This window comes from Chitinophaga sp. YIM B06452, from assembly GCF_039655965.1.
GTDB lineage: Bacteria > Bacteroidota > Bacteroidia > Chitinophagales > Chitinophagaceae > Chitinophaga.
Window position 1 is genome coordinate 1099097 of record NZ_JAWLKY010000002.1, and the last position, 19377, is coordinate 1118473.

Below are 19377 nucleotides of genomic sequence, written 5' to 3' on the forward strand. Positions count from 1 at the left end.
CAACATGGCTGCCCGAAAATATCCGGGCGGCCATGTTGCGTTTGGACCGGATCCATCCGCTGGTACAGGGGAACAAATGGTTCAAGCTGAAATACAACCTGGAAGCCGCCGGCAACCGGAAGATCGTGACCTTCGGCGGCGCATACTCCAACCACATAGTAGCCACGGCGGCAGCCTGCAAGCTGTACGGGCTGCAATCTGTGGGCATCATCCGCGGCGAAAAGCCGGCACAGCCGGGGCATACCCTGCTGAAAGCGGCAGAACTGGGCATGGAACTGCATTACGTAAGCCGCGAATTATATGCTGAATTAAAGACCGGCGGTGAAATGACCCGTCTTATGCAGCACCTGCTGCACGATGCCTGGATCATCCCCGAAGGCGGGCATAATGCGGAAGGCGCAAGGGGTTGCGAAGAAATACTCACGCTGGCAGACACTTCAGCTTACACCCACATCCTCTGCGCGGTGGGAACGGGCACTACGCTGGCAGGCCTGGTCAATGCAGGCACACAACAACAGGTCACCGGCATATCGGCATTAAAAGGCGCATTTTCGCTGGAAGAAGAAGTGGAAAGCCTGTTGCACACCGCATCTCCACACTGGCGGATATTGCATGACTTTCACGAAGGCGGGTATGCGAAATATACGCCGGCGCTCATTCATGCGATGAATGATTTTTATACAGAAACAGGCATTCCTACCGACCGTGTATATACGGGCAAGATGGTACTGGCGTTCAGGCAATTGCTGCAACAGCAGTACTTCCCGGCGGGAAGCCGCATATTGCTGATACATTCCGGCGGATTGCAGGGCAATGAATCTTTAAGCCCGGGCGTTCTATGCTTTTAAAACACGGAGCCGTATATTTGACCTCCAGATCGTATTTTTGCCAACTTAAGACGTTTTTGATGTACTGTATGAAGCAGACTGTTAGATGCATTATCGCCACCGTGATTTTTATAGGTACCATCGCCACAGCCAAAGCGCAGGATGCAGTGCCGGGGCCGCCAACGCCCGTGTTGCCCGATTTTTCGGCCCTCATCAAAACAGGGAAGATCCAGCTGGACTGGATATCAGGATTCCCGAACGCCGTGCAGATCGGCGTCCAGCGCTCGCTGGACAGTGTGCTGAACTTCACCACCATCGGCTACGCCAGCTACCCCGACCAAACGCGCAACGCTTACCTCGACAATAAACCGCTGCCCGGGAAGAACTACTACCGCCTCTTCATCCTGTTCAGGAACAACAAGTACATGTACAGCAAGACCGTGCTGGCCGTACCCGACTCCACCATTGCGGGCAATACCAAGCTCAGCGCGCAGGACGTAGCCGCCGCTACTGCCAATACCAATGCCACCGGCACTAAGGAAGTAATTCCCTGGAAACCGTCCAATTATATTTACACGACGGCGGACGGGAATGTGAACATCCGCCTGCCGCAGGCGCCGCAGAAAAAATATTCCGTAAAATTCTTTGAGCCCACCGGTGCATTCCTGTTTGAAGTGGAGCAGGTAATGGAACCTTTCCTGATACTGGAAAAGGCCATTTTTATGCACGCCGGCTGGTTTAATTTCGAGATTTATGAAGACGGGAAGCTGCTGGAGAAATGGAGCCTTTATATCCCGCTCAATTACCGGTCATAACCATTTCAGCTTCGAATACCTGGGAGAAATGATATAAGATCCGGGCCTGTACTTCCTCTAAAGGGATGGCGCGCCCGGTTTCTTTTTGCAGGGAAGTGACCGCTTTGTCCTGTATCCCGCAGGCTATAATGTTGGAGAAATAATCCAGGTCTGTATTCACATTGATGGCAAAGCCGTGCATGGTGACCCAGCGGCTGCAACGCACGCCCATAGCGCAGATCTTGCGCGCCCTGCCGGGCACGTCCGGCTCCAGCCACACGCCGGTTTCCCCTTTGGAACGTTCGCCTTTGAGGCCGTAATCCGCCAGGGTGCGGATGATCACTTCCTCCAGGAACCGCAGGTAGCGGCCGATATCCGTAAAAAATTGTTCCAGGTCGATGATGGGATAGCCTACTATCTGGCCTTCGCCGTGAAAGGTGATGTCGCCGCCGCGGTTGGTGTGCACGAAGCCGATGCCTTTCTGCGCCAGCGTCCGGCCGTTTACCAGCAGGTTTTCCATGTGGCCGCTTTTGCCGATGGTATAAACGGGGGGATGTTCACAAAACAGCAGGTGATGCTGCACGCTTGCGCCCGGCGCCGCCAGGCCGTTGCGGAGGTCGGCCTTCAGGGCCACGCTTTCCTGCAATAACCGCTCCTGCAGGTCCCACGCTTCCTGGTAAGGGATCACCCCCAGGTCGCTCACTTTAATCTTTTTCGCCATCGCCTGCAAAGATAACTATAAGTATCTTTGCAAAAATTTTTACTGATGACCGATCAAATCCTGGAGCTGGAAGACGAACTGGACAACGGCGAAGGCAGCGAGGAAATGTATGAAAGGGTGAACCTGGTAGTGGATAAAGGCCAGGAGCCCCTGCGGATCGACAAATTCATCCAGAACAGGATAGAAGGCGCCACCCGCAACAAAGTGCAGCAGGCTATCGAAGCGGGCATGGTGCTCGTAAACGACAAGCCCGTCAAATCCAACTACAAGGTCCGCCCGCTGGACCGTTTGATCGTGTATTCCACCAAAAACCCCGAAACCACCGAGGTTAAACCGGAGAATATCCCGCTGAACATCGTTTTTGAAGACGAAGACATTCTCATCATCAATAAACCGCCCGGCATGGTGGTGCACCCCGGCTGCGGCAACTATACCGGCACACTGGTAAATGCCCTGGCCTTCTACCTTGGCGATGGCAACGAAACCGCCGTGGAACCGGAGATCCCGCGTTTCGGGCTGGTGCACCGCATCGACAAGAACACCAGCGGCCTGCTGGTAGTGGCCAAATCCGAGAAAGCCATGACGGACCTGGCCAAACAATTTTTCGACCATACCGTTCAGCGCCGTTACCTGGCCCTCGTATGGGGCGATTTCGAAGAGAACAATGGTACCGTAGTAGCCCACGTAGGCCGCCACCAGCGGCTCCGCAAGATCATGACCGCCTACCCTGACGGGGAGCATGGCAAAGAAGCCATTACCCACTACGAAGTGCTGGAACGGTTTAACTACGTGAGTCTCATCGCCTGCAGGCTGGAAACGGGCCGCACGCACCAGATCCGCGTACATATGCAGCACATCGGCCACCCCCTCTTCAACGACGATACCTATGGCGGCGACCGCATCGTGAAAGGCACCGTGTTTGCGAAATACAAGCAGTTCGTGGATAATTGTTTCGAGATCATGCCCCGGCATGCCCTTCATGCGCAAACCCTCGGGTTCATCCACCCGCGCACCCGCAAGCCCATGCTCTTCGAAAGCGAGCTGCCGGAAGATTTCACCGGCGTGCTGGAAAAATGGCGCAGGTACAAGCGGAAAGAAGAATAATCCACATCCATACTTTCCCTGTTAATTCCCCGTTTACTTATTCAACCGAATTACAGCTGTAGGCCGCAAACCTATGAGCCCTTTCCTGTGCGGGCATCCACGCGATGTTAAGGATTAATTATTTTATTAAAAACAATCTACATATCAATATTTCTACTAATTTAGTGCTACCATGGTTCCGATGAAAGACCTAGCCAGGCTCCAGGCACTTATCCTACTATTTATGCTTACAGCTTCGACAACAGCTGTAGCAGGCATTCGCCCCTTGCTGACAAATTTTACCTACAGCACCACCTGCCTCAACGATACGGTGAGATTCACGATCACAGACGATATTACCGTCATCGATTCGGTGAAATGGTATTTCGTGAGCCCGCCGTTGCTCCCGGAAGATTCATCGGACCTCGTGGAAGACGCCTGGCACGTTTACACTGCGCCCGGCACCTACACCATTACGCTGAAGGCGTACCGCAACGGCGTGGAAGATATCACTACGCAAACCATCACCATCGTGCCGAGGCAAAATGCCAATCTTGGCCCAGACCTTACGCTTTGCGAGAACGGCACCACCGTTCTAACGGCGCCGGCTGTACCGGGCGCCACCTACACCTGGTATTACCTCGAAGACACCGTGTCTACCGGCACTGTCAATACCTTCACCGTTACCGAAATGGCCACCTATCACGTGGCGATCAACGGTTGCACGGAAATAGATTCGGTGAACGTCTTCTACTCCCCTATTCCTGATTTCGATCTTGGGCCAGACCGCACACTTTGCACCGGCGAACTGATGACGCTGGATGCAACGGCACAGAACGCCACCTATACCTGGAGCACCGGCGAAACCACGCCCACCATCCTGACCACCGGCGTTACGCAAACCTATTCTGTTGTGGCGCATGTGGCCGGTTGCGGGGATTTCCCGGACCAGGTGACCATCACCTTCACCGGCGCGCCTTATCCTTTTAATCTTGGTCCTGATACATTGCTCTGCCCCGGCGAATCCGTTGTGCTGGACGCGATGCGCCCCGAAGGCCTGAGCTACCGCTGGAACACCGGCGCCACCACGCCGCGCATTACCGTAAGGCGCAGCGGCGACTTCTCCGTATTCGTCAACATCAACGGCATCTGTGACGTGCTGGACACCATCGGCGTGCGTTACAGCCGCCTGGGAGAGGTGAACCTTGGGAACGACACCACGCTGTGTTACGGCGACTTCCTCGTGCTCTCTGCAGACTATGGTACGGGCAATTATCTCTGGCAGGACGGGTCCGACCAGGCAACGTATCATGTGGACAGTTCCGGTTATTATTACGTGCGCGTGCAGATAGGCCGTTGCGTGGAAATGGATACCATCCGCGTGGATTTCCAGGATTCGCTGCACGTTTCGCTGGGCATGGATTCCGTGCTTTGCGTGGGTGAAACACTGCAGTTGATGCCGAGGGGCGCGGGCACCAATTACAAATGGCAGGACAGCAGTTCCGTTGCCAGCTTCCCCGTTACCCAGCCCGGCATTTACGCCATCGTGGCCCAGAACGTGTGCAACCGCGCGACGGATTCCGTGAACATCTTTTACCAGAATTGCGATTGCCAGCTCTTTTATCCAACCGCTTTCTCACCAAATGGCGATGGCATCAACGACCTGTTCAGGCCGAAATACCGGTGCCAGATAGGCCAGTATAAGCTCAGCATTTACAACCGCTGGGGCGATTTCATCTTCTTCACCACAGACCCCGGCGTAGCCTGGAACGGCAAGCATAACGGGGAGCCTGCGTCTTTGGGAACATATGTGTGGATAGTGGAATACGTGGACGAGCTGAATGCGAAATATTACCGCAGGCAGGGCACGGTTACCTTACTGAGATAACCGCAGGGTTCCTGTTTCAGACCATTCTAAAGCGCAATCGCCGTGAAAACAATTACAATCACGCCGCTTTTGCCTGCGCGATCATCGTGTCGAAGAACTGGCTGATGCCTTCGGCCGCATAGCCCAGCAGGCGGGAATGTTCACCCAGCTCGGAGCTTACGATCTGCGCCTTTTCGCGGATCTGCGTCATGCAGTAAGTGTTGATCGCCTGCTGCATCGGCAGCGTGATATATTGGCGCGCCGCCGCGATCTTCCCGCTGAGGATCACCAGTTCGGGATTAAACAGCTGGATGAGCACGGAGATCCCCTTGCCCAGGTTCGTACCGATATTGGAAAGCAGCTGGATCGAATACTGGTCGCCGTTGTTGGCCGCACGGATGATCAGCTCCGTTTCAATGCGGTATACTTCCTGGTTGGAAAGATCATTGAGGATCGAGTTTTGCCCTGAAAGAATGCCCTGCCGCGCAATCTTGGACAAGGTCATGCCCGAAGCCACGGTCTCAAGGCAGCCATGCTTCCCGCAATAACACAGCTCTCCATTCTCCGCAAAAGGCATGTGCCCCATTTCACCTGAAAAACCCGAACTGCCCTGCTGCACTTTGCCGTCCATGATAATACCCAGGCCAATGCCCCAATCCATCAGGATCACCAGCACATTCTTTTTCCCTTTCGCGTGACCATTCCTCAATTCCGCCAGCGCAGAGCCTTTCACATCGTTCTGGATCACGACAGGCATGCGCAGCTGGTTTTCGAATGCGTCACGCAGGCTGATGCGGCCTGATTCGTCCAGCAGGTAGCTGAAGTTCTCGCCCGATTGTGTATCGATCAGCCCGGGCATGCCGATACTGCACCCGATCAATCTTGCCGAATCGATATTGGCGGAATGGATCAACTCTTCCACGTGCCCGAGCAACGCCTCGAAGAATGCGTTGCGGTTACGTGAAAGCGGTATTGGCAGGGACTTTATGGGAGTAATGAAGTTATTGTTATTATCAACGATCACCATGCTGGTCCTGAACAGTTCGATATCGATGCAGATAATAAAAAGCACGTGCTTGCGTAAACGAAAAAGATCCGGGCGCCTTCCCCCGATGGATTCTCCCTGCCCCTTTTTTTCGACGATACGTTCCCTGCTCATTTCTGAAAGCAGCTTCACCGCCGTTGGCGTGGATATGCCCAGCGTTTCGCAAAGTGCGGCAACAGAAGACGGGCCGACAGTATACAGGTGTTGCAAAATCCTGTATTTCAATTGCTCCTGCTTTTTACTATTTGTCTTTTGAAACCAAAACAACTTTCTATTTAACAAATCTGCTTTCATGTTCTTTCATTTTTTTTACTTCTCACCCAAAACTTCTGCTATTAATTTAAATAAGTTTTCTCAATTGAATAAAATATCAAAAAACTTTACTCTTTAGCGAAAATAGTACGCATATTTGAAATGCATACAACAATTATTTGAAGATTTTCACGGGCAGGAGTTAAAGAAAAGCAAAAAAAGAATCTTTCTTTTTATTAAAAAAAGGTTATCAAAAAATAATCTATTGCACCAAAAGGCCATTTCGAATACTTTTAAAGCGTTGCAAAAACTTTAATTTAAAACCAGGCATAATCTAAGCGCGTTCCGGGAACGAGTCCCTACCTCTCATCCTGTACAGTTTACAGACAGTTTATTGCCGGCCGGCAAAAGAAGTTACCGGCGGCGCTGGCGGAGCTATGCTTAGCTGAATACGCACCTTCAATCAGCCAAACATATGAAGTATTTACTCTTAATCTCATCGTTTATGCTCTGCATGCTGCAAACCTATGGGCAGCAACGAAGCATCACGGGCAGCGTCGCAGATTCCGCGGGCAGCCCTGTACCCGGCGCCACAGTCCTGATAAAAGGCACCAATATCGGGACCGCAGCCGGCGCCGACGGGCGTTATGAAATCAAAGTGCCGAACAACAACGTAACGCTCATTTTCACTTCCATCGGTTTCCAGGACCGCGAGGTGGCCGTGGGCAATCAATCCGTCATCAACATAAGGTTGATGCAAAGCGGCAAAGACCTGGACGGCGTTGTAGTCATGGGTTTCTCAACGGTGGAACGCCGTCACGTCGCCTCCTCCGTGGCCCAGATGGACATGAAGCAGGCCAAGACGCGGCCCATCGCCAAGCTCCAGGAAGCGTTTTCCGGCACTATCCCGGGCGTTACCATGCAGCAGGGCACCAACCTGCCCGGCAGCGTGCCCGGCACGATCTCCATCCGCGGCATCAGCACATTGCAGAATGCCGAACCGCTGGTGATCGTGGACGGGATGGAAATGTCCCTCACGGACGTAGACCCTAACCAGGTTAAAAGCATCACTATCCTGAAAGACGCCGCCTCCGCCTCCATGTATGGCTCCCGCGGCGCCAACGGCGTGATCATCATCGAAACAGAAAGGGGCAAGACCGGCAAATTCAAGGTAGACGCCAACTCCTGGTTCGCCGTTCAGCAACCCATCGACCTTCCGAAATTCGTGAACGGCGCCGATTATATGCGCCTCAACAACGAAGCCAGGATCATGCAGGGGCAGACGCCTACCTTCTCCGAAGACTCCATCCGCCAGATGGAAACAGGGCAGATGCCCAGCGTTGACTGGCTGGATGAAGTGATACAGCGGAGAGCCACCTCCAGCAACACTGCCCTGAGCGTATCCGGCGGCGGCGGCGTGGGCACCTTCAATCTCATGCTCGGCTACCTGAATGAAGGCGGCCTCAACGACATCGAGGGCTCACAGAAATATTCCGCACGCTTCAACACAAATATCAACATCGCCGATAAGTTTGTGCTGCTGGCCGATTTCTACGCGCACCGCCTGGAAGTGGACCGCCTGTACGCCAACGACGACGGGCACGGTCTTTATACCAACGCCTGGAAGATGAACTCCTCCCAGCAGGTGTATTACCCGAATTCCAGCATCCCGGAGCATTACCAGCTGCACAACAACCTCAATCCCGTGGCCTCCATCAACCGCGGCGGCACCAAGAATTACCTGCACGACTGGAGCACCATCAACCTCCGCCCGAAATATTTTATCACGAAAAATCTCAACATCGAAGGCAACATTTCCTACCTGATCAACAAATCAGCCGAAAAGTGGGAACGCAAAACGTTCAAATTCTATGATGGGAACGGCAAACCTGTTACCACCTGGGGCAACGCTGTAGACGCCACGCAGAACGTAAGCCGGAGCCAGATCACCTCGCGCCTGCTCGTCAACTACACCAGCAACCTGCGCAAGAACAAGGACAAGATCTACTTTACAGGCGGTGCGGAAACGATGAACTGGACATACTCCAATTTCAACGAGATCAGCAAGGCTTCCTTCTTCGGCAAACTGAACTATTCATTCGACAGCCGCTACATCCTTGAGGTTACCGCCCGCGGGGACGGCAGCAGCAAGTTTGCACCGGGCAACCGCTGGGGCTTCTTCCCCTCCGCGGCCCTCGCGTGGAACGCGACGAACGAAAAGTTCATGGAGCCCCTCGTACGCAGCGGCGCAGTTAACAACCTCAGGTTCCGCCTGTCTTACGGCCGCATCGGCAACGAAAACGTGGACCCTTACCTCTGGGAAGAGATCGTGAACACCTGGGGATGGACCATGCGCATGCCCAACCCCAACTTCTCCTGGGAAAAACAGAAGCAGTGGAACGTGGGCGTGGAACTGACCACGCTGAACAACAGGCTGACCGCGGGCCTGGAGGTTTACAAAAAGCATTCCTTCGACCTTATTTACTCCAACTTCCCCGTACCGCCGCTGACAGGCTCTTACAGCCTGGAATCCGCCGTGAATATCGGCGAAGTTGACAACAAGGGATATGAGATCACCATGATCTGGAACGACAAGATCGGCGACTTTACCTATAGCATCGGCGGCATGCTGTTCGACAACAAGAACGAAGTGCTGAAAGCGGGTTACACTGCCTCCGACTCCCTTATCTTCAAAGACAACACCGACAAGATCTGGTACCCCGGCGTAGCGATCGACAACTATTACGGATACCAGTCCAACGGCTTCTTCCGCGACGCAGATGATGTGGAGCATACCGCGGCAAAACTGCCTAATACCCTTCCTGGCGACATCAGGTACGTTGACCAGAATGGCGACGGCGTGATCAACAACCTCGACCGCGTGAACCTCGGCGACCCGTTCCCGCACCTGAATTACGCGATCAACCTGAACCTGGGCTACAAACGCTGGGATTTCTCCGTGATCGGGCAGGGCGTGGGCAAACGCCTCGGCCGCCTGGGTGGTATGGAAGGTTATCCCGTTCTCGTAGACGGGGCCACTAACGCGCTGGGCGCACCCCGCCAGTACTACGCAGACAACCGCTGGACGCCTGAAAACCAGAACAGCCGCTTCCCCCGCGTATGGACCGGCGCCAGCACCAACACCTACCTGAGCGATGTATGGCTGAGCGATGCCTCATTCTTCCGGTTCAAGATGATCCAGCTGGGTTACACCTTTCCGAAGATTGGCAGCGCCATCCGCAACTTACGCGTTTACGTGAACGCACAGGATGCGCTCACTATCACCAAATGGGAAGGCCTGGAACCGGAAAGGAACGGCGGCAGCGGGAGATACCCGCGCATGGCGATCTACAGCCTTGGGTTCAAAGCCACCTTTTTCTAATCAATTTATTTCGTGTATATGATGAAGAAGCTAATTTATGCATCCCTGGTCTGCACTGTAGCGCTTAGCGGATGCGAGAAATTTCTCGATAAGACCGACCCGACCGCTACCAAATTCTCGGAATTCTTCAATACAGAAGAAGACCTCCGCCGCGTGGTATATTCCAGCATGCTGGACGTATATTCCGGCCCCGGCCTCACGGCAAAGCTCCCGTACATGGAAGACGGCAAGAGCGACAATGCCTACAGCCGCACCGAAAGCCATCATCACCAGCTGATCGCCAACGGCAACTTCAACTCCAACACCCAGGCGTTCCTGTATTATTACGAGCTTCACATGAAACACCTCGGCCGCCTGAACGTGTTCATCGCCAACGTCGATGTTCCCTACGTGGAAGACGAGGCCGTACGCGCGAAATACAAGGGCGTGCTGGAAGCCATCCGCTGCTGGCACTACTTCTGGCTGGTATCCCGCTGGGGCAACGTACCATATTACCTGGAGCCGGCGGACCTCGGATCGGCCACGCAACCCGCCAAATCAAAAGAAGAGATATTGAACGACCTCTTCCCCATGGCGGAAAACATTGCCAACAACCTGCCCCCGGACGAATATACTTCAGACGCCTACATGTTCAACCGCTACTCGCTGAAAGCCCTCATCATGCGCTATGCCCTCTATTTTGAGCGGTATGACGTTGCGGCCAGGCTGGCGGAAGAGATCATGACCAGCCAGAAATACGAGCTGCATCCTAAATACGGGGACCTGTTCCAGTATAAGGCGGACAAAACGAATAAAGAGTTCATCCTGACCATGGATATGGCCAGCCACAACAATACGGCTACCAACTCTTTCCAGCACCTGGCGCCGCAATACCGCACAGGCAACGGGCAATCCTTCGTTGTGCCCCTCAAATCCCTCATAGACGCTTACTGGACGATGCAGGGCGACCCGATCGACGCGAGCCCGCTTCACACAAAGGAAGCATACGAGCTGAACCCGAAACTCAACCGCGACCCACGCCTGGCCGCCAGCATTTACATGCACGAGGACATGTTCGGGACGGAACCGATCAACATCTACGATCCCAACAACCCAATGTATTATGAAAGGCCCCGCGCCAGCAGTTCAGGTTACTGGTTCCGGAAGTTTGTAGACCAGGCGGACGCCTTCAGGTCCGGCGGCAATATGCACTTCCCCTACATCCGTTACGCAGAGGTGCTGCTGACCTACGCCGAAGCCAAGATCATGCAGAACCAGGTAGACGCCCTCGCGAAAAAGTGCATCAACGACATCCGCCGCCGCGCCGGCCTTGATATGAACTTCGCCGACGTAACCCTGCCAAAATATGCAGCCTACACGCAGCAGCAGTGGACAGACCTGATCAGAAACGAACGCAGGATCGAACTGGCGGGAGAAGGACGCAGGTACGACGACATTATCCGCTGGCGCATCGCCGGGCAGGTGCTCAACCAGCCGGCCCTCGGCCACACCCGGATAGTGAATGGTGAAAAGGTCTCCCTCAAGATAGAAGACCGCGCTTTCCGTCCCAACAATTACCTCTGGCCGTTCCATGAGAACAGCCTGAAAGTGGAGCCGGGACTCAGGCAAAACGAAGGATATTAACCATATCTCCGTCAACAAAAAAGGGGCGCCCAAACCGGGCGCCCCTTTTTTTTATTTGCATATCTTATTTCCCAAAATCGTAGAACCTGGCAGTAAAAACGGCGGTCTCGCGCTTCTTGAACGGCACGTTCCAGGTACCGTCGTAAGTAATGAGCGCGGGCAGCAGCAGGTCGCCGAGCTTGGTCATCTGCACATTCATGCGCACATTAAAATCGAACACGAGGGTTTTATAGGAAAGGGAATATTTACGGCCCACGATCTCCATCGTTTCTTTATTGAACCAGGTGATCAGCTCGTCGTACACGATCTCCGCGCGGTCTATCCCGCTGAGGTTCTTCCGCATTATGGCGCTGAATACATAACAATCCGTGCCGTCCGTGAATTTTTCGGAGGTAATGGAAAAGTCGTAATAACGCATAAGGTTGCGGTCGAAAATGGCCACTTTATTGCCTACCACCGGCACGCCGGATATGGGTTTTCCGGGATTGAATATCAGTTGCTTGAGCTGCGATTTATGCCGCGCCAGGCTGCCTTTGTCGCCGCCGCCTTCTTCGTTGCAAACGGTGCCCCGGGTGAAGAACAGGTTGGCGTACAATTCGGCAGTGTAGTAATTATAACCGCCTTTGCGGTTGTAAAAATTACCGGTGGTATTTTCTTCCAGCACTTCCATTTTCCGGCAGTTGCCGGTCATCACCTGTTTGGTGCGCGACTTGAGCGAGGCAAGTGTTTTGCCGCCTTTTTTATCCGTTACCCGGATGTCGTTGTCGGCGGTGAAACCGATGATGCGGAGATTTTTAAATGCGCGGTAGAACGTGGTGTCTTCTTCCACTCTTTGTATAAAACCATTCACGTCGAAGCCTATACGTTTGGCTTTCACCACATGTTCGTCCAGGTTTATGGTCATGCCTTTATATCTGGCGGTATCCTGCGCCAATGCGGGAATGCAGGGGATCAGGTATAACAGTAGCAGGATTTTTCGCATCGGGCAAATTTAAGCAATTCATCGGGTTCTGGAAGTGCAATATTCAGGCCAGAAGCGCGGCAGAACACAGGCAAATGCAGCCGGGCGGCAGGTTGCGCCGGGAATACGGCAATAACGGTGATGTTTAACGGAAAATTAAAAAAGGGCCTCAACCCTGGACCTTGCCGGCAACATACATGGCGGTAAGCGTAGGCGTGGGGGATCCGCCTTTTTTCTCGAGGGTGATGGCGAACATCTGCGCACCGGGCACCATGGATTTCATTTTCGCAAAACCTTTCACAGCGGCGTCCATTTCAAACACGCCGGCGTCTACGGGCTTGCCATTCACGATGCCCCAGAGCTGGTATTGCTGGTCTGCAGCGGGTGCGGGCAGATTCGTTACCGTAAGCATTACTTCTTCAGACTTCGGGTTCCAGTATACGGTTGCCAGCAGGCCCGGGCGGGTGGGCGTTACGGTATACATCGGCACCATCTTCATGCCGCGGAGGCTTTGCAGCATCTGCTCGGACGTTTGCATGCGGGTTTGCATAGCGCTGTTGTCCGCGATCATTTTATCTTTCTCCGTCAGCAGCGCCTCGTATTTGCCTTTCCAGTCGTTACTGCTGTTGGAATACTGTACATTCATCCAAACGCTGGCCAGCAATCCCAGGATGGCTGCAGCGGCCACATATCTCCATACAGGGCTCACCAGTTTCACCTCTTTGGGTTCATCAGCGGCATATAGAGATTGTTCTTCAGCGGCGTAAGCGCTTACGGGAACAGCCGTTTCCACCCCTTCATTATTGATGAGCTGGAAAATGCGGTCCCTCACGGCGGGCGGCGGCGCAATGCTTTGCATGGTCACGTAACGCTCCATATCAAGCTGTACGGCATCCGCCGCAGCTTTTACTTCCGGGTATTGCGCCATCGCAGCCTGCAGCTCACGGACCTCCTGGTCCGTAGCTAAGCCAGCTACGAAGCTTTCAATGATACCGGATGATATGTAACGTTGTACGTCCACTTTGCTTACAATTGTTTTAAGATATTCCTCAATTGTATAATTGCGTTTCGCATTCTAGTTTTTACTGTGCCCAAAGGAATATCCAGTACCCTGGCGATCTCTTCCTGGGTACATCCCTTGTAGTATGCAAGATCAATAATAGTCCGCTGTTCTTTGTTGAGCTTTTCCAGCACCTTCGAGAGGCCCAGGTGATCCACGGTAGGTTGAACCGTTAACTGACTTGTTTGTAGATATACGTCGTTGGTAAGCTCCTGGATTTTCTGTTCCAGCTTATGACCTTTGGAGCGGAGTGAATCTATTGCGGTATTCCTGGCGATGTTGAGCATCCACGTGAAGAGGCGCCCTTTTTCTGTGTCATATTTATCAATGCTCCGCCAGATTTTCAGGAAGACTTCCTGGAGCACGTCGCTTGCCGAGTTTTCGTCGTTCAGTACCTTGAGGATCACGCCGTAAAGCGCAGGAGAGTAATGGTCGTACAGGTAGCCGAATATCTGCTGGTCCCGGGACTTTAAGCCCTGCACCAGTTCTTGTTCGGTATATGTATTTTCAGTTCCCAAGTGTACTTAGCAAAAAATATAGTGGCACTAAAATAATGAAAAAACTTACAATATGAAATTCTTAGGCATATTTATTTTTTTTAATGCCCGAAAAATCCATCAACTATTTAGGGAATGACATTTTGTAGTCCACCCTCACTTTTCCCTTGGAAATGTCATCCAGCTTGCCTTTGATCATTCTCTTCTTCAAAGGTTTAAGGTAATCGATGAAAAGTTTGCCTTCTATATGATCATATTCATGGAAAATAACACGTGCAGTAATGCCATGGAAAGTGCGTTCATGGGGCTGGAAATTCTCATCCAGGTATTTGATCTTCAGTTTTTCAGGACGGTACACGTCTTCCCGGATCTTGGGGATGCTCAGGCAGCCTTCGTTATACGACCAGTCGTCTCCTTCCGTTTCCACGATCTTCGCGTTGATGAACACCTGCTTGATGCCATGGTCGCCGGGGTAGAGGTTTTCCTCGTCTTCTTCAAGATTGTTGATGATCTGTTCGCTGTCCACCACGAAAAGGCGGATGGGCTTGTTGATCTGCGGTGCGGCCAGGCCTACCCCGCTGGAGGCGTACATGGTTTCCCACATATTGTCGATCAGCTTTTGCAGATCGGGGTAATCAGGCGTGATGTCCTGGCTTACTTCTCTTAAAACGGGCGCCCCATAGGCTACGATTGGTAAAATCATCTGTTATCAGTCAAAAATGGAAAAATGCAAAGTTAGTTTTTTTTCCGCGAAGGGCTTACCCGCCGCTGTGCTGGAGATATTCCTGCAAAATGATCGTCGCGCTGATCTCGTCCACCAGCCCTTTGTTCTGCCGGTCCTTCTTCTTCATCCCGCTGTCTATCATACTCCTGAACGCCATTTTGGAGGTAAAGCGCTCATCTACTTTTTTCAGCGGCATATCCGGGAAATGTTTCCCCAGTATCCTGATGCATTCCTCCACCAGCGCGGTAGCGTCCGTCGCGCTGCCGTCCAGGTTGCGGGGCAGGCCTATCAGGATCAGCTCCACGGGTTCGGCGGCGAAATATTTTTTGAGGAAAGGGATCAGTTCATGCGAGGGAACGGTGCCCAGGCCGCTGGCAATGATCTTCAGGGGGTCCGTTACCGCCAGGCCCGTGCGCTTTTTCCCATAATCGATGGCAAGTATCCTGGGCATATCTTATGGTTTGAAGATCAGCATGTCCGCAATCGCGAATACCGCGTACACTACGCTGGCGATGCCGTTGGTGGTCATAAACGCGAGGTTCACGCGGGAAAGGTCATGCGGTTTCACCAGCCTGTGCTGCATGAAAAGCATTAAAATAAAAACACCCGCGCCGATCCAGTACAGCCAGCTGAAATGCCCCATCACCCCGATGGTAATGGCCATGGCAGCGGCTACCAGGTGCAGCCCTTCCGAAAAACGCAGGCCGCCGGCCTTGCCCAGCCAGGCGGGAATGGAATGCAGTTGCTGGGAGCGGTCAAACTCTTCATCCTGCAAAGCATAAATAATATCGAAGCCGCTCACCCAGCACAGCACCATCACGCTCAGCAATACGGGCAGCAGGCTGAAATACCCGGTAACCGCCAGGAAAGCGCCGATGGGCGCCAGGCTCAGGCCCACGCCCAGCACCAGGTGGCAGAGGGCGGTGAAACGTTTGGTATAACTGTACCCCAGCACTACCAGCATGGCAACGGGGGATAAAAAGAAACACAGGGGATTGATGAACCAGGTGGTGGCCATAAAAAGCAGCACGTTGCCGATCACAAACCAGAGGGCGTTTGAAGCGGAAATAATACCGGCGGGTATCTCCCTTTGCGCGGTACGCGGGTTCTTTTTGTCGAATTCAGCATCCAGCCAGCGGTTGAAGGCCATGGCCGCACTGCGGGCAAACACCATGCAGAGCACCACGAGCAGCAACAGCGTCCAGCTGAAGGAATGCCCGGCCCAGGCCACCGCCATAAAAAAACCCGTCATGGCAAAGGGCATGGCGAAGATCGTGTGGCTGAACTTTACCAGTGACAAATAGTTCTTAACAGTTGAGGACATGGCCGCTAATTTACAGGTTTCAGTTTACAAAACAGGTCCCAGATCACGATGCCCGTGCTCACGGAGATATTGAGGGAATGTTTCATGCCCAGCTGGGGAATTTCTATGCAGCCGTCTGCCAGCTGCATCACCGCGGGGTCCACGCCAGACACTTCGTTGCCAAACACCAGCGCAAGCGGCTGATTCCCGGGCCGGAAAACATCCAGCATCACGCTTTGCGCCGCCTGCTCGATGGCAATGATGGCATAACCCTGCGATTTGAGGGCCTGCACGGCTTCCACCGTGGTGGAAAAATACTGCCATTCCACCGTTTCCGTGGCGCCCAACGCCGTTTTCTGGATATCCCGGTGCGGGGGCACGGGCGTGTAGCCGCACAGCGCAATGCCCTGCAGCAGGAAAGCATCCGCCGTTCTGAACACAGACCCCACGTTGTGCATGCTGCGCACATTGTCCAGCACCAGCACCAGCGGCGTTTTGTCCGCCGCCTTAAACTCAGCCACCGTTTTACGGCCCAGCTCCTGCATGTTTAACTTCCGCATGGGTGCAAAGATAGTTGAAGTAAGTAAATGCCCGCAGGTTCTTATATTTGCCGCATGGCTAAAAGTAAATCGGAAGAAACGCCCCTGATGCAGCAGCACAACGCTATCAAAGCCCGATACCCGGACGCGGTGCTGCTTTTCAGGGTCGGGGATTTTTATGAAACTTTCAACGCGGATGCGGTGATCGCATCCAAAGTGCTCGGCATTGTACTCACCAAAAGGGCCAACGGCAGCGCTTCTTATGTAGACCTTGCAGGGTTCCCCCACCATTCGCTGGATACTTACCTGCACAAACTTGTAAAAGCCGGCCACCGCGTAGCCATCTGCGACCAGCTGGAAGACCCGAAAATGGTGAAAGGCATCGTGAAACGCGGCGTGACCGAAATGGTAACGCCCGGCGTGGCCGTAAACGACAAGCTGCTGGACAACAGTACCAACAACTTCCTCGCCGCCGTGCATTTCGGGCAAAACGACCAGGCCGGCGTGGCTTTCCTCGATATTTCCACCGGGGAATTTTTCGTGGCCCAGGGTACCCTGGAGTATGTCGACAAGCTCCTGCAAAGTTTCCGCCCGCAGGAAGTGGTGTTTGCCAAACAGCAGCAGAAACATTTCCGGCAGACCTTCGGCAGCCGGTTTTATACGTATAACCTTGAAGAGTGGATATTTACCAATACTTACGCGAGGGAGATCCTGCATAAACATTTCGAAACGCATTCACTGAAAGGTTTTGGCGTGGAAGAGCTGAACGACGCGATCATCGCGGCGGGCGCCACCATGCATTACCTGAAAGATACCGAGCATCCGAACCTCCAGCACATCACCGCGCTCACGCGGATAGACCAGGAAGATTTCCTCTGGATGGACCGGTTCACCATCCGCAACCTCGAACTGCTGCAAAGCACCGTGGAGCAGGGCAAATCGCTGATCGGCACGCTGGACAATACCCTCTCCCCCATGGGCGCACGCCTGCTGAAACGCTGGATCATTTTCCCGCTGCGCGATATCACGAAGATCAACGAGCGGCTGGATGCCGTGGAAACGCTCATCCGCGAGGCAGACAACACCCGCCTGCTGCAAACACACCTCAAGATCGTGGGAGACCTCGAAAGGCTGGTATCCAAGATACCGCTCAAAAAGATCAACCCGCGCGAAGTGATGCAGCTGGCCAAAGCCCTGCAACAGGTAAGCGAAATAGCCAATACATTATCGGCCACCGACAATACATTGCTCCGCCAGCTGCAGGAGCAGCTCGATCCCTGCCAGCCCATCCTGGACAGGATCCTGAGCGAGATAGCGGACAACCCGCCCGTACTGGCCAACAAGGGCGGCGTGATCCGCGAAGGCACAGACGCCGCGCTGGACGACCTCCGTGCCATTGCCACTTCCGGCAAAGAATACCTGCTGCGCATCCAGCAGCAGGAATCCGAAGCCACCGGCATCCCTTCGCTAAAAGTGGCCTTCAACAACGTGTTCGGTTATTATCTGGAAGTGACCAACACGCACAAGAACAAAGTGCCGAACACCTGGATACGCAAGCAAACGCTGGCCAACGCCGAACGTTACATCACGCCCGAGCTGAAGGAATACGAGGAAAAGATCACCGGCGCGGAAGAAAAGATACTCTCGCTGGAAATGCAGCTGTACGATGCGCTGCTGCTGGCTTTGCAGGAATACATCGTGCCCATCCAGCGCAATGCGCAGGCGCTCGCCCGGCTGGACTGCCTGCTGTGCTTCGCGCACAACGCCGTGCAGTTCAAATACCGCCGTCCTGTAGTGAACGAATCTTATAACATCGATATCAAAGAAGGCCGTCACCCCGTGATCGAACAGGGCCTGCCTGCCGGCGAAAGTTATGTAACGAACGACCTGCTGCTGCACCGCGACGAACAGCAGGTAATTATTCTCACCGGGCCCAACATGAGCGGTAAATCGGCCCTGTTGCGGCAAACGGCGCTCATCACGCTCATGGCGCACATGGGCAGCTTCGTACCCGCTTCCGCAGCGGAGATCGGGCTTACGGACAAGATATTTACCCGCGTGGGCGCGTCAGACAACCTGAGCGGCGGCGAAAGTACCTTCATGGTGGAAATGAACGAAACCGCCAGCATCATCAACAACATCACTCCGCGCAGCCTCATCATCCTCGACGAAATAGGCCGTGGCACCAGTACTTACGACGGCATCTCCATCGCCTGGAGCATCGTGGAGTACCTGCACGACATGACCGATCACCGCCCGAAAACTTTGTTTGCCACGCACTACCATGAGCTAAACGAGCTGGAGAACACGCATTCCCGCGTGAAGAATTTCCACATCACCAACAAAGAAGTAGGCAACAAGATCATCTTCCTGCGTAAGCTGGCGCCGGGCGGCAGCAGGCACAGCTTCGGTATCCATGTAGCGAAGATCGCGGGCATGCCGCCTCAGCTGATCAACCGGGCCAACGAAATACTCTCCCAGCTGGAAAGCCAGCACATCGAAGCGCCTATGCAGCAGATCGCGGCGCCCGTGCAGAAAGTACAGCTCAGCATCTTTGACGCGCACAGCGACACCTTCCAGCACATCCGCGAGAAACTCACCGCGGTGGACATCAACCGGCTCACACCCGTGGAGGCTTTAATGAAGCTGAGCGAGATCAAGGACCTGCTGCAATAACGGTAACGTATATACTAAAATAA

The 19377-nt window shown here is 53.7% G+C and carries 16 protein-coding genes; 7 read left to right on the plus strand and 9 right to left on the minus strand.

Annotated features, from left to right (window positions below):
- The first annotated feature begins 32 nt into the window (after positions 1-32).
- Together R3I13_RS14215 and R3I13_RS14220 are read left to right on the plus strand one after the other, a co-directional pair.
- The gene (locus tag R3I13_RS14215; RefSeq protein ID WP_346318627.1) at positions 33-848 is read left to right on the plus strand and encodes a pyridoxal-phosphate dependent enzyme; all 816 of its coding nucleotides are present in this window, start codon (positions 33-35) and stop codon (positions 846-848) included.
- 68 nt (positions 849-916) lie between these two features.
- The gene (locus R3I13_RS14220) at positions 917-1642 is read left to right on the plus strand and encodes a hypothetical protein (protein WP_346318628.1); all 726 of its coding nucleotides are present in this window, start codon (positions 917-919) and stop codon (positions 1640-1642) included.
- Here R3I13_RS14220 and lipB read toward each other — a convergent pair.
- The gene (lipB, locus tag R3I13_RS14225; protein WP_346318629.1) at positions 1626-2342 is read right to left on the minus strand and encodes a lipoyl(octanoyl) transferase LipB; all 717 of its coding nucleotides are present in this window, start codon (positions 2340-2342) and stop codon (positions 1626-1628) included. The two genes, R3I13_RS14220 and lipB, sit on opposite strands and share 17 nt — an antisense overlap.
- A gap of 45 nt (positions 2343-2387) precedes the next feature.
- On the opposite strand from lipB, the gene R3I13_RS14230 reads away from it, so the two are divergent.
- Both R3I13_RS14230 and R3I13_RS14235 read left to right on the plus strand, forming a co-directional pair.
- Positions 2388-3446, plus strand: coding sequence for an RluA family pseudouridine synthase (locus R3I13_RS14230; protein WP_346318630.1), 1059 nt, complete (start codon positions 2388-2390; stop codon positions 3444-3446).
- Positions 3447-3669: 223 nt separating this feature from the next.
- On the plus strand, positions 3670-5313 hold the full coding sequence (locus R3I13_RS14235; RefSeq protein WP_346318631.1) for a gliding motility-associated C-terminal domain-containing protein: 1644 nt from the start codon (positions 3670-3672) through the stop codon (positions 5311-5313).
- A 58-nt stretch (positions 5314-5371) separates the two neighbouring features.
- On the opposite strand, the gene R3I13_RS14240 is transcribed toward R3I13_RS14235, so the two are convergent.
- Positions 5372-6562 carry an ROK family transcriptional regulator gene (locus tag R3I13_RS14240; RefSeq protein WP_346318632.1) on the minus strand — a complete coding sequence of 397 codons (1191 nt, stop codon included), beginning with the start codon at positions 6560-6562 and terminating at the stop codon, positions 5372-5374.
- A 502-nt stretch (positions 6563-7064) separates the two neighbouring features.
- Between R3I13_RS14240 and R3I13_RS14245 the strand changes: the two genes are divergently transcribed.
- A complete protein-coding gene (locus tag R3I13_RS14245) occupies positions 7065-9971 on the plus strand; it encodes a SusC/RagA family TonB-linked outer membrane protein (RefSeq protein ID WP_346318633.1) in 2907 nt (968 codons plus the stop codon).
- Positions 9972-9989: 18 nt separating this feature from the next.
- Positions 9990-11594 carry a RagB/SusD family nutrient uptake outer membrane protein gene (locus R3I13_RS14250; protein WP_346318634.1) on the plus strand — a complete coding sequence of 535 codons (1605 nt, stop codon included), beginning with the start codon at positions 9990-9992 and terminating at the stop codon, positions 11592-11594.
- A 64-nt stretch (positions 11595-11658) separates the two neighbouring features.
- Here the strand turns inward: R3I13_RS14250 and R3I13_RS14255 are convergent, their stop codons facing one another.
- From R3I13_RS14255 to R3I13_RS14285, 7 genes are all read right to left on the minus strand, one after another.
- Positions 11659-12576 (minus strand): hypothetical protein, encoded by a 918-nt coding sequence (locus R3I13_RS14255; protein ID WP_346318635.1) that lies wholly within the window; start codon positions 12574-12576, stop codon positions 11659-11661.
- Between the two features lie 148 nt (positions 12577-12724).
- Complete coding sequence (locus tag R3I13_RS14260; RefSeq protein WP_346318636.1) at positions 12725-13576, minus strand: anti-sigma factor; 852 nt, start codon at positions 13574-13576, stop codon at positions 12725-12727.
- A 5-nt stretch (positions 13577-13581) separates the two neighbouring features.
- Positions 13582-14133: a sigma-70 family RNA polymerase sigma factor gene (locus R3I13_RS14265; protein ID WP_346318637.1), complete on the minus strand. Its 552-nt coding sequence runs from the start codon at positions 14131-14133 to the stop codon at positions 13582-13584.
- 103 nt (positions 14134-14236) lie between these two features.
- Positions 14237-14815, minus strand: coding sequence for a peptide deformylase (gene def, locus R3I13_RS14270; RefSeq protein WP_346318638.1), 579 nt, complete (start codon positions 14813-14815; stop codon positions 14237-14239).
- A 55-nt stretch (positions 14816-14870) separates the two neighbouring features.
- Positions 14871-15287, minus strand: coding sequence for a Holliday junction resolvase RuvX (ruvX, locus tag R3I13_RS14275; protein ID WP_346318639.1), 417 nt, complete (start codon positions 15285-15287; stop codon positions 14871-14873).
- A gap of 3 nt (positions 15288-15290) precedes the next feature.
- Complete coding sequence (locus R3I13_RS14280) at positions 15291-16160, minus strand: UbiA-like polyprenyltransferase (protein WP_346318640.1); 870 nt, start codon at positions 16158-16160, stop codon at positions 15291-15293.
- Between the two features lie 5 nt (positions 16161-16165).
- Entirely contained in the window at positions 16166-16699 is a 534-nt protein-coding gene (locus tag R3I13_RS14285) for an RNA methyltransferase (RefSeq protein ID WP_346318641.1), read from the minus strand.
- A 54-nt stretch (positions 16700-16753) separates the two neighbouring features.
- Between R3I13_RS14285 and mutS the strand changes: the two genes are divergently transcribed.
- On the plus strand, positions 16754-19354 hold the full coding sequence (gene mutS, locus R3I13_RS14290) for a DNA mismatch repair protein MutS (protein WP_346318642.1): 2601 nt from the start codon (positions 16754-16756) through the stop codon (positions 19352-19354).
- Positions 19355-19377: the final 23 nt, after the last annotated feature.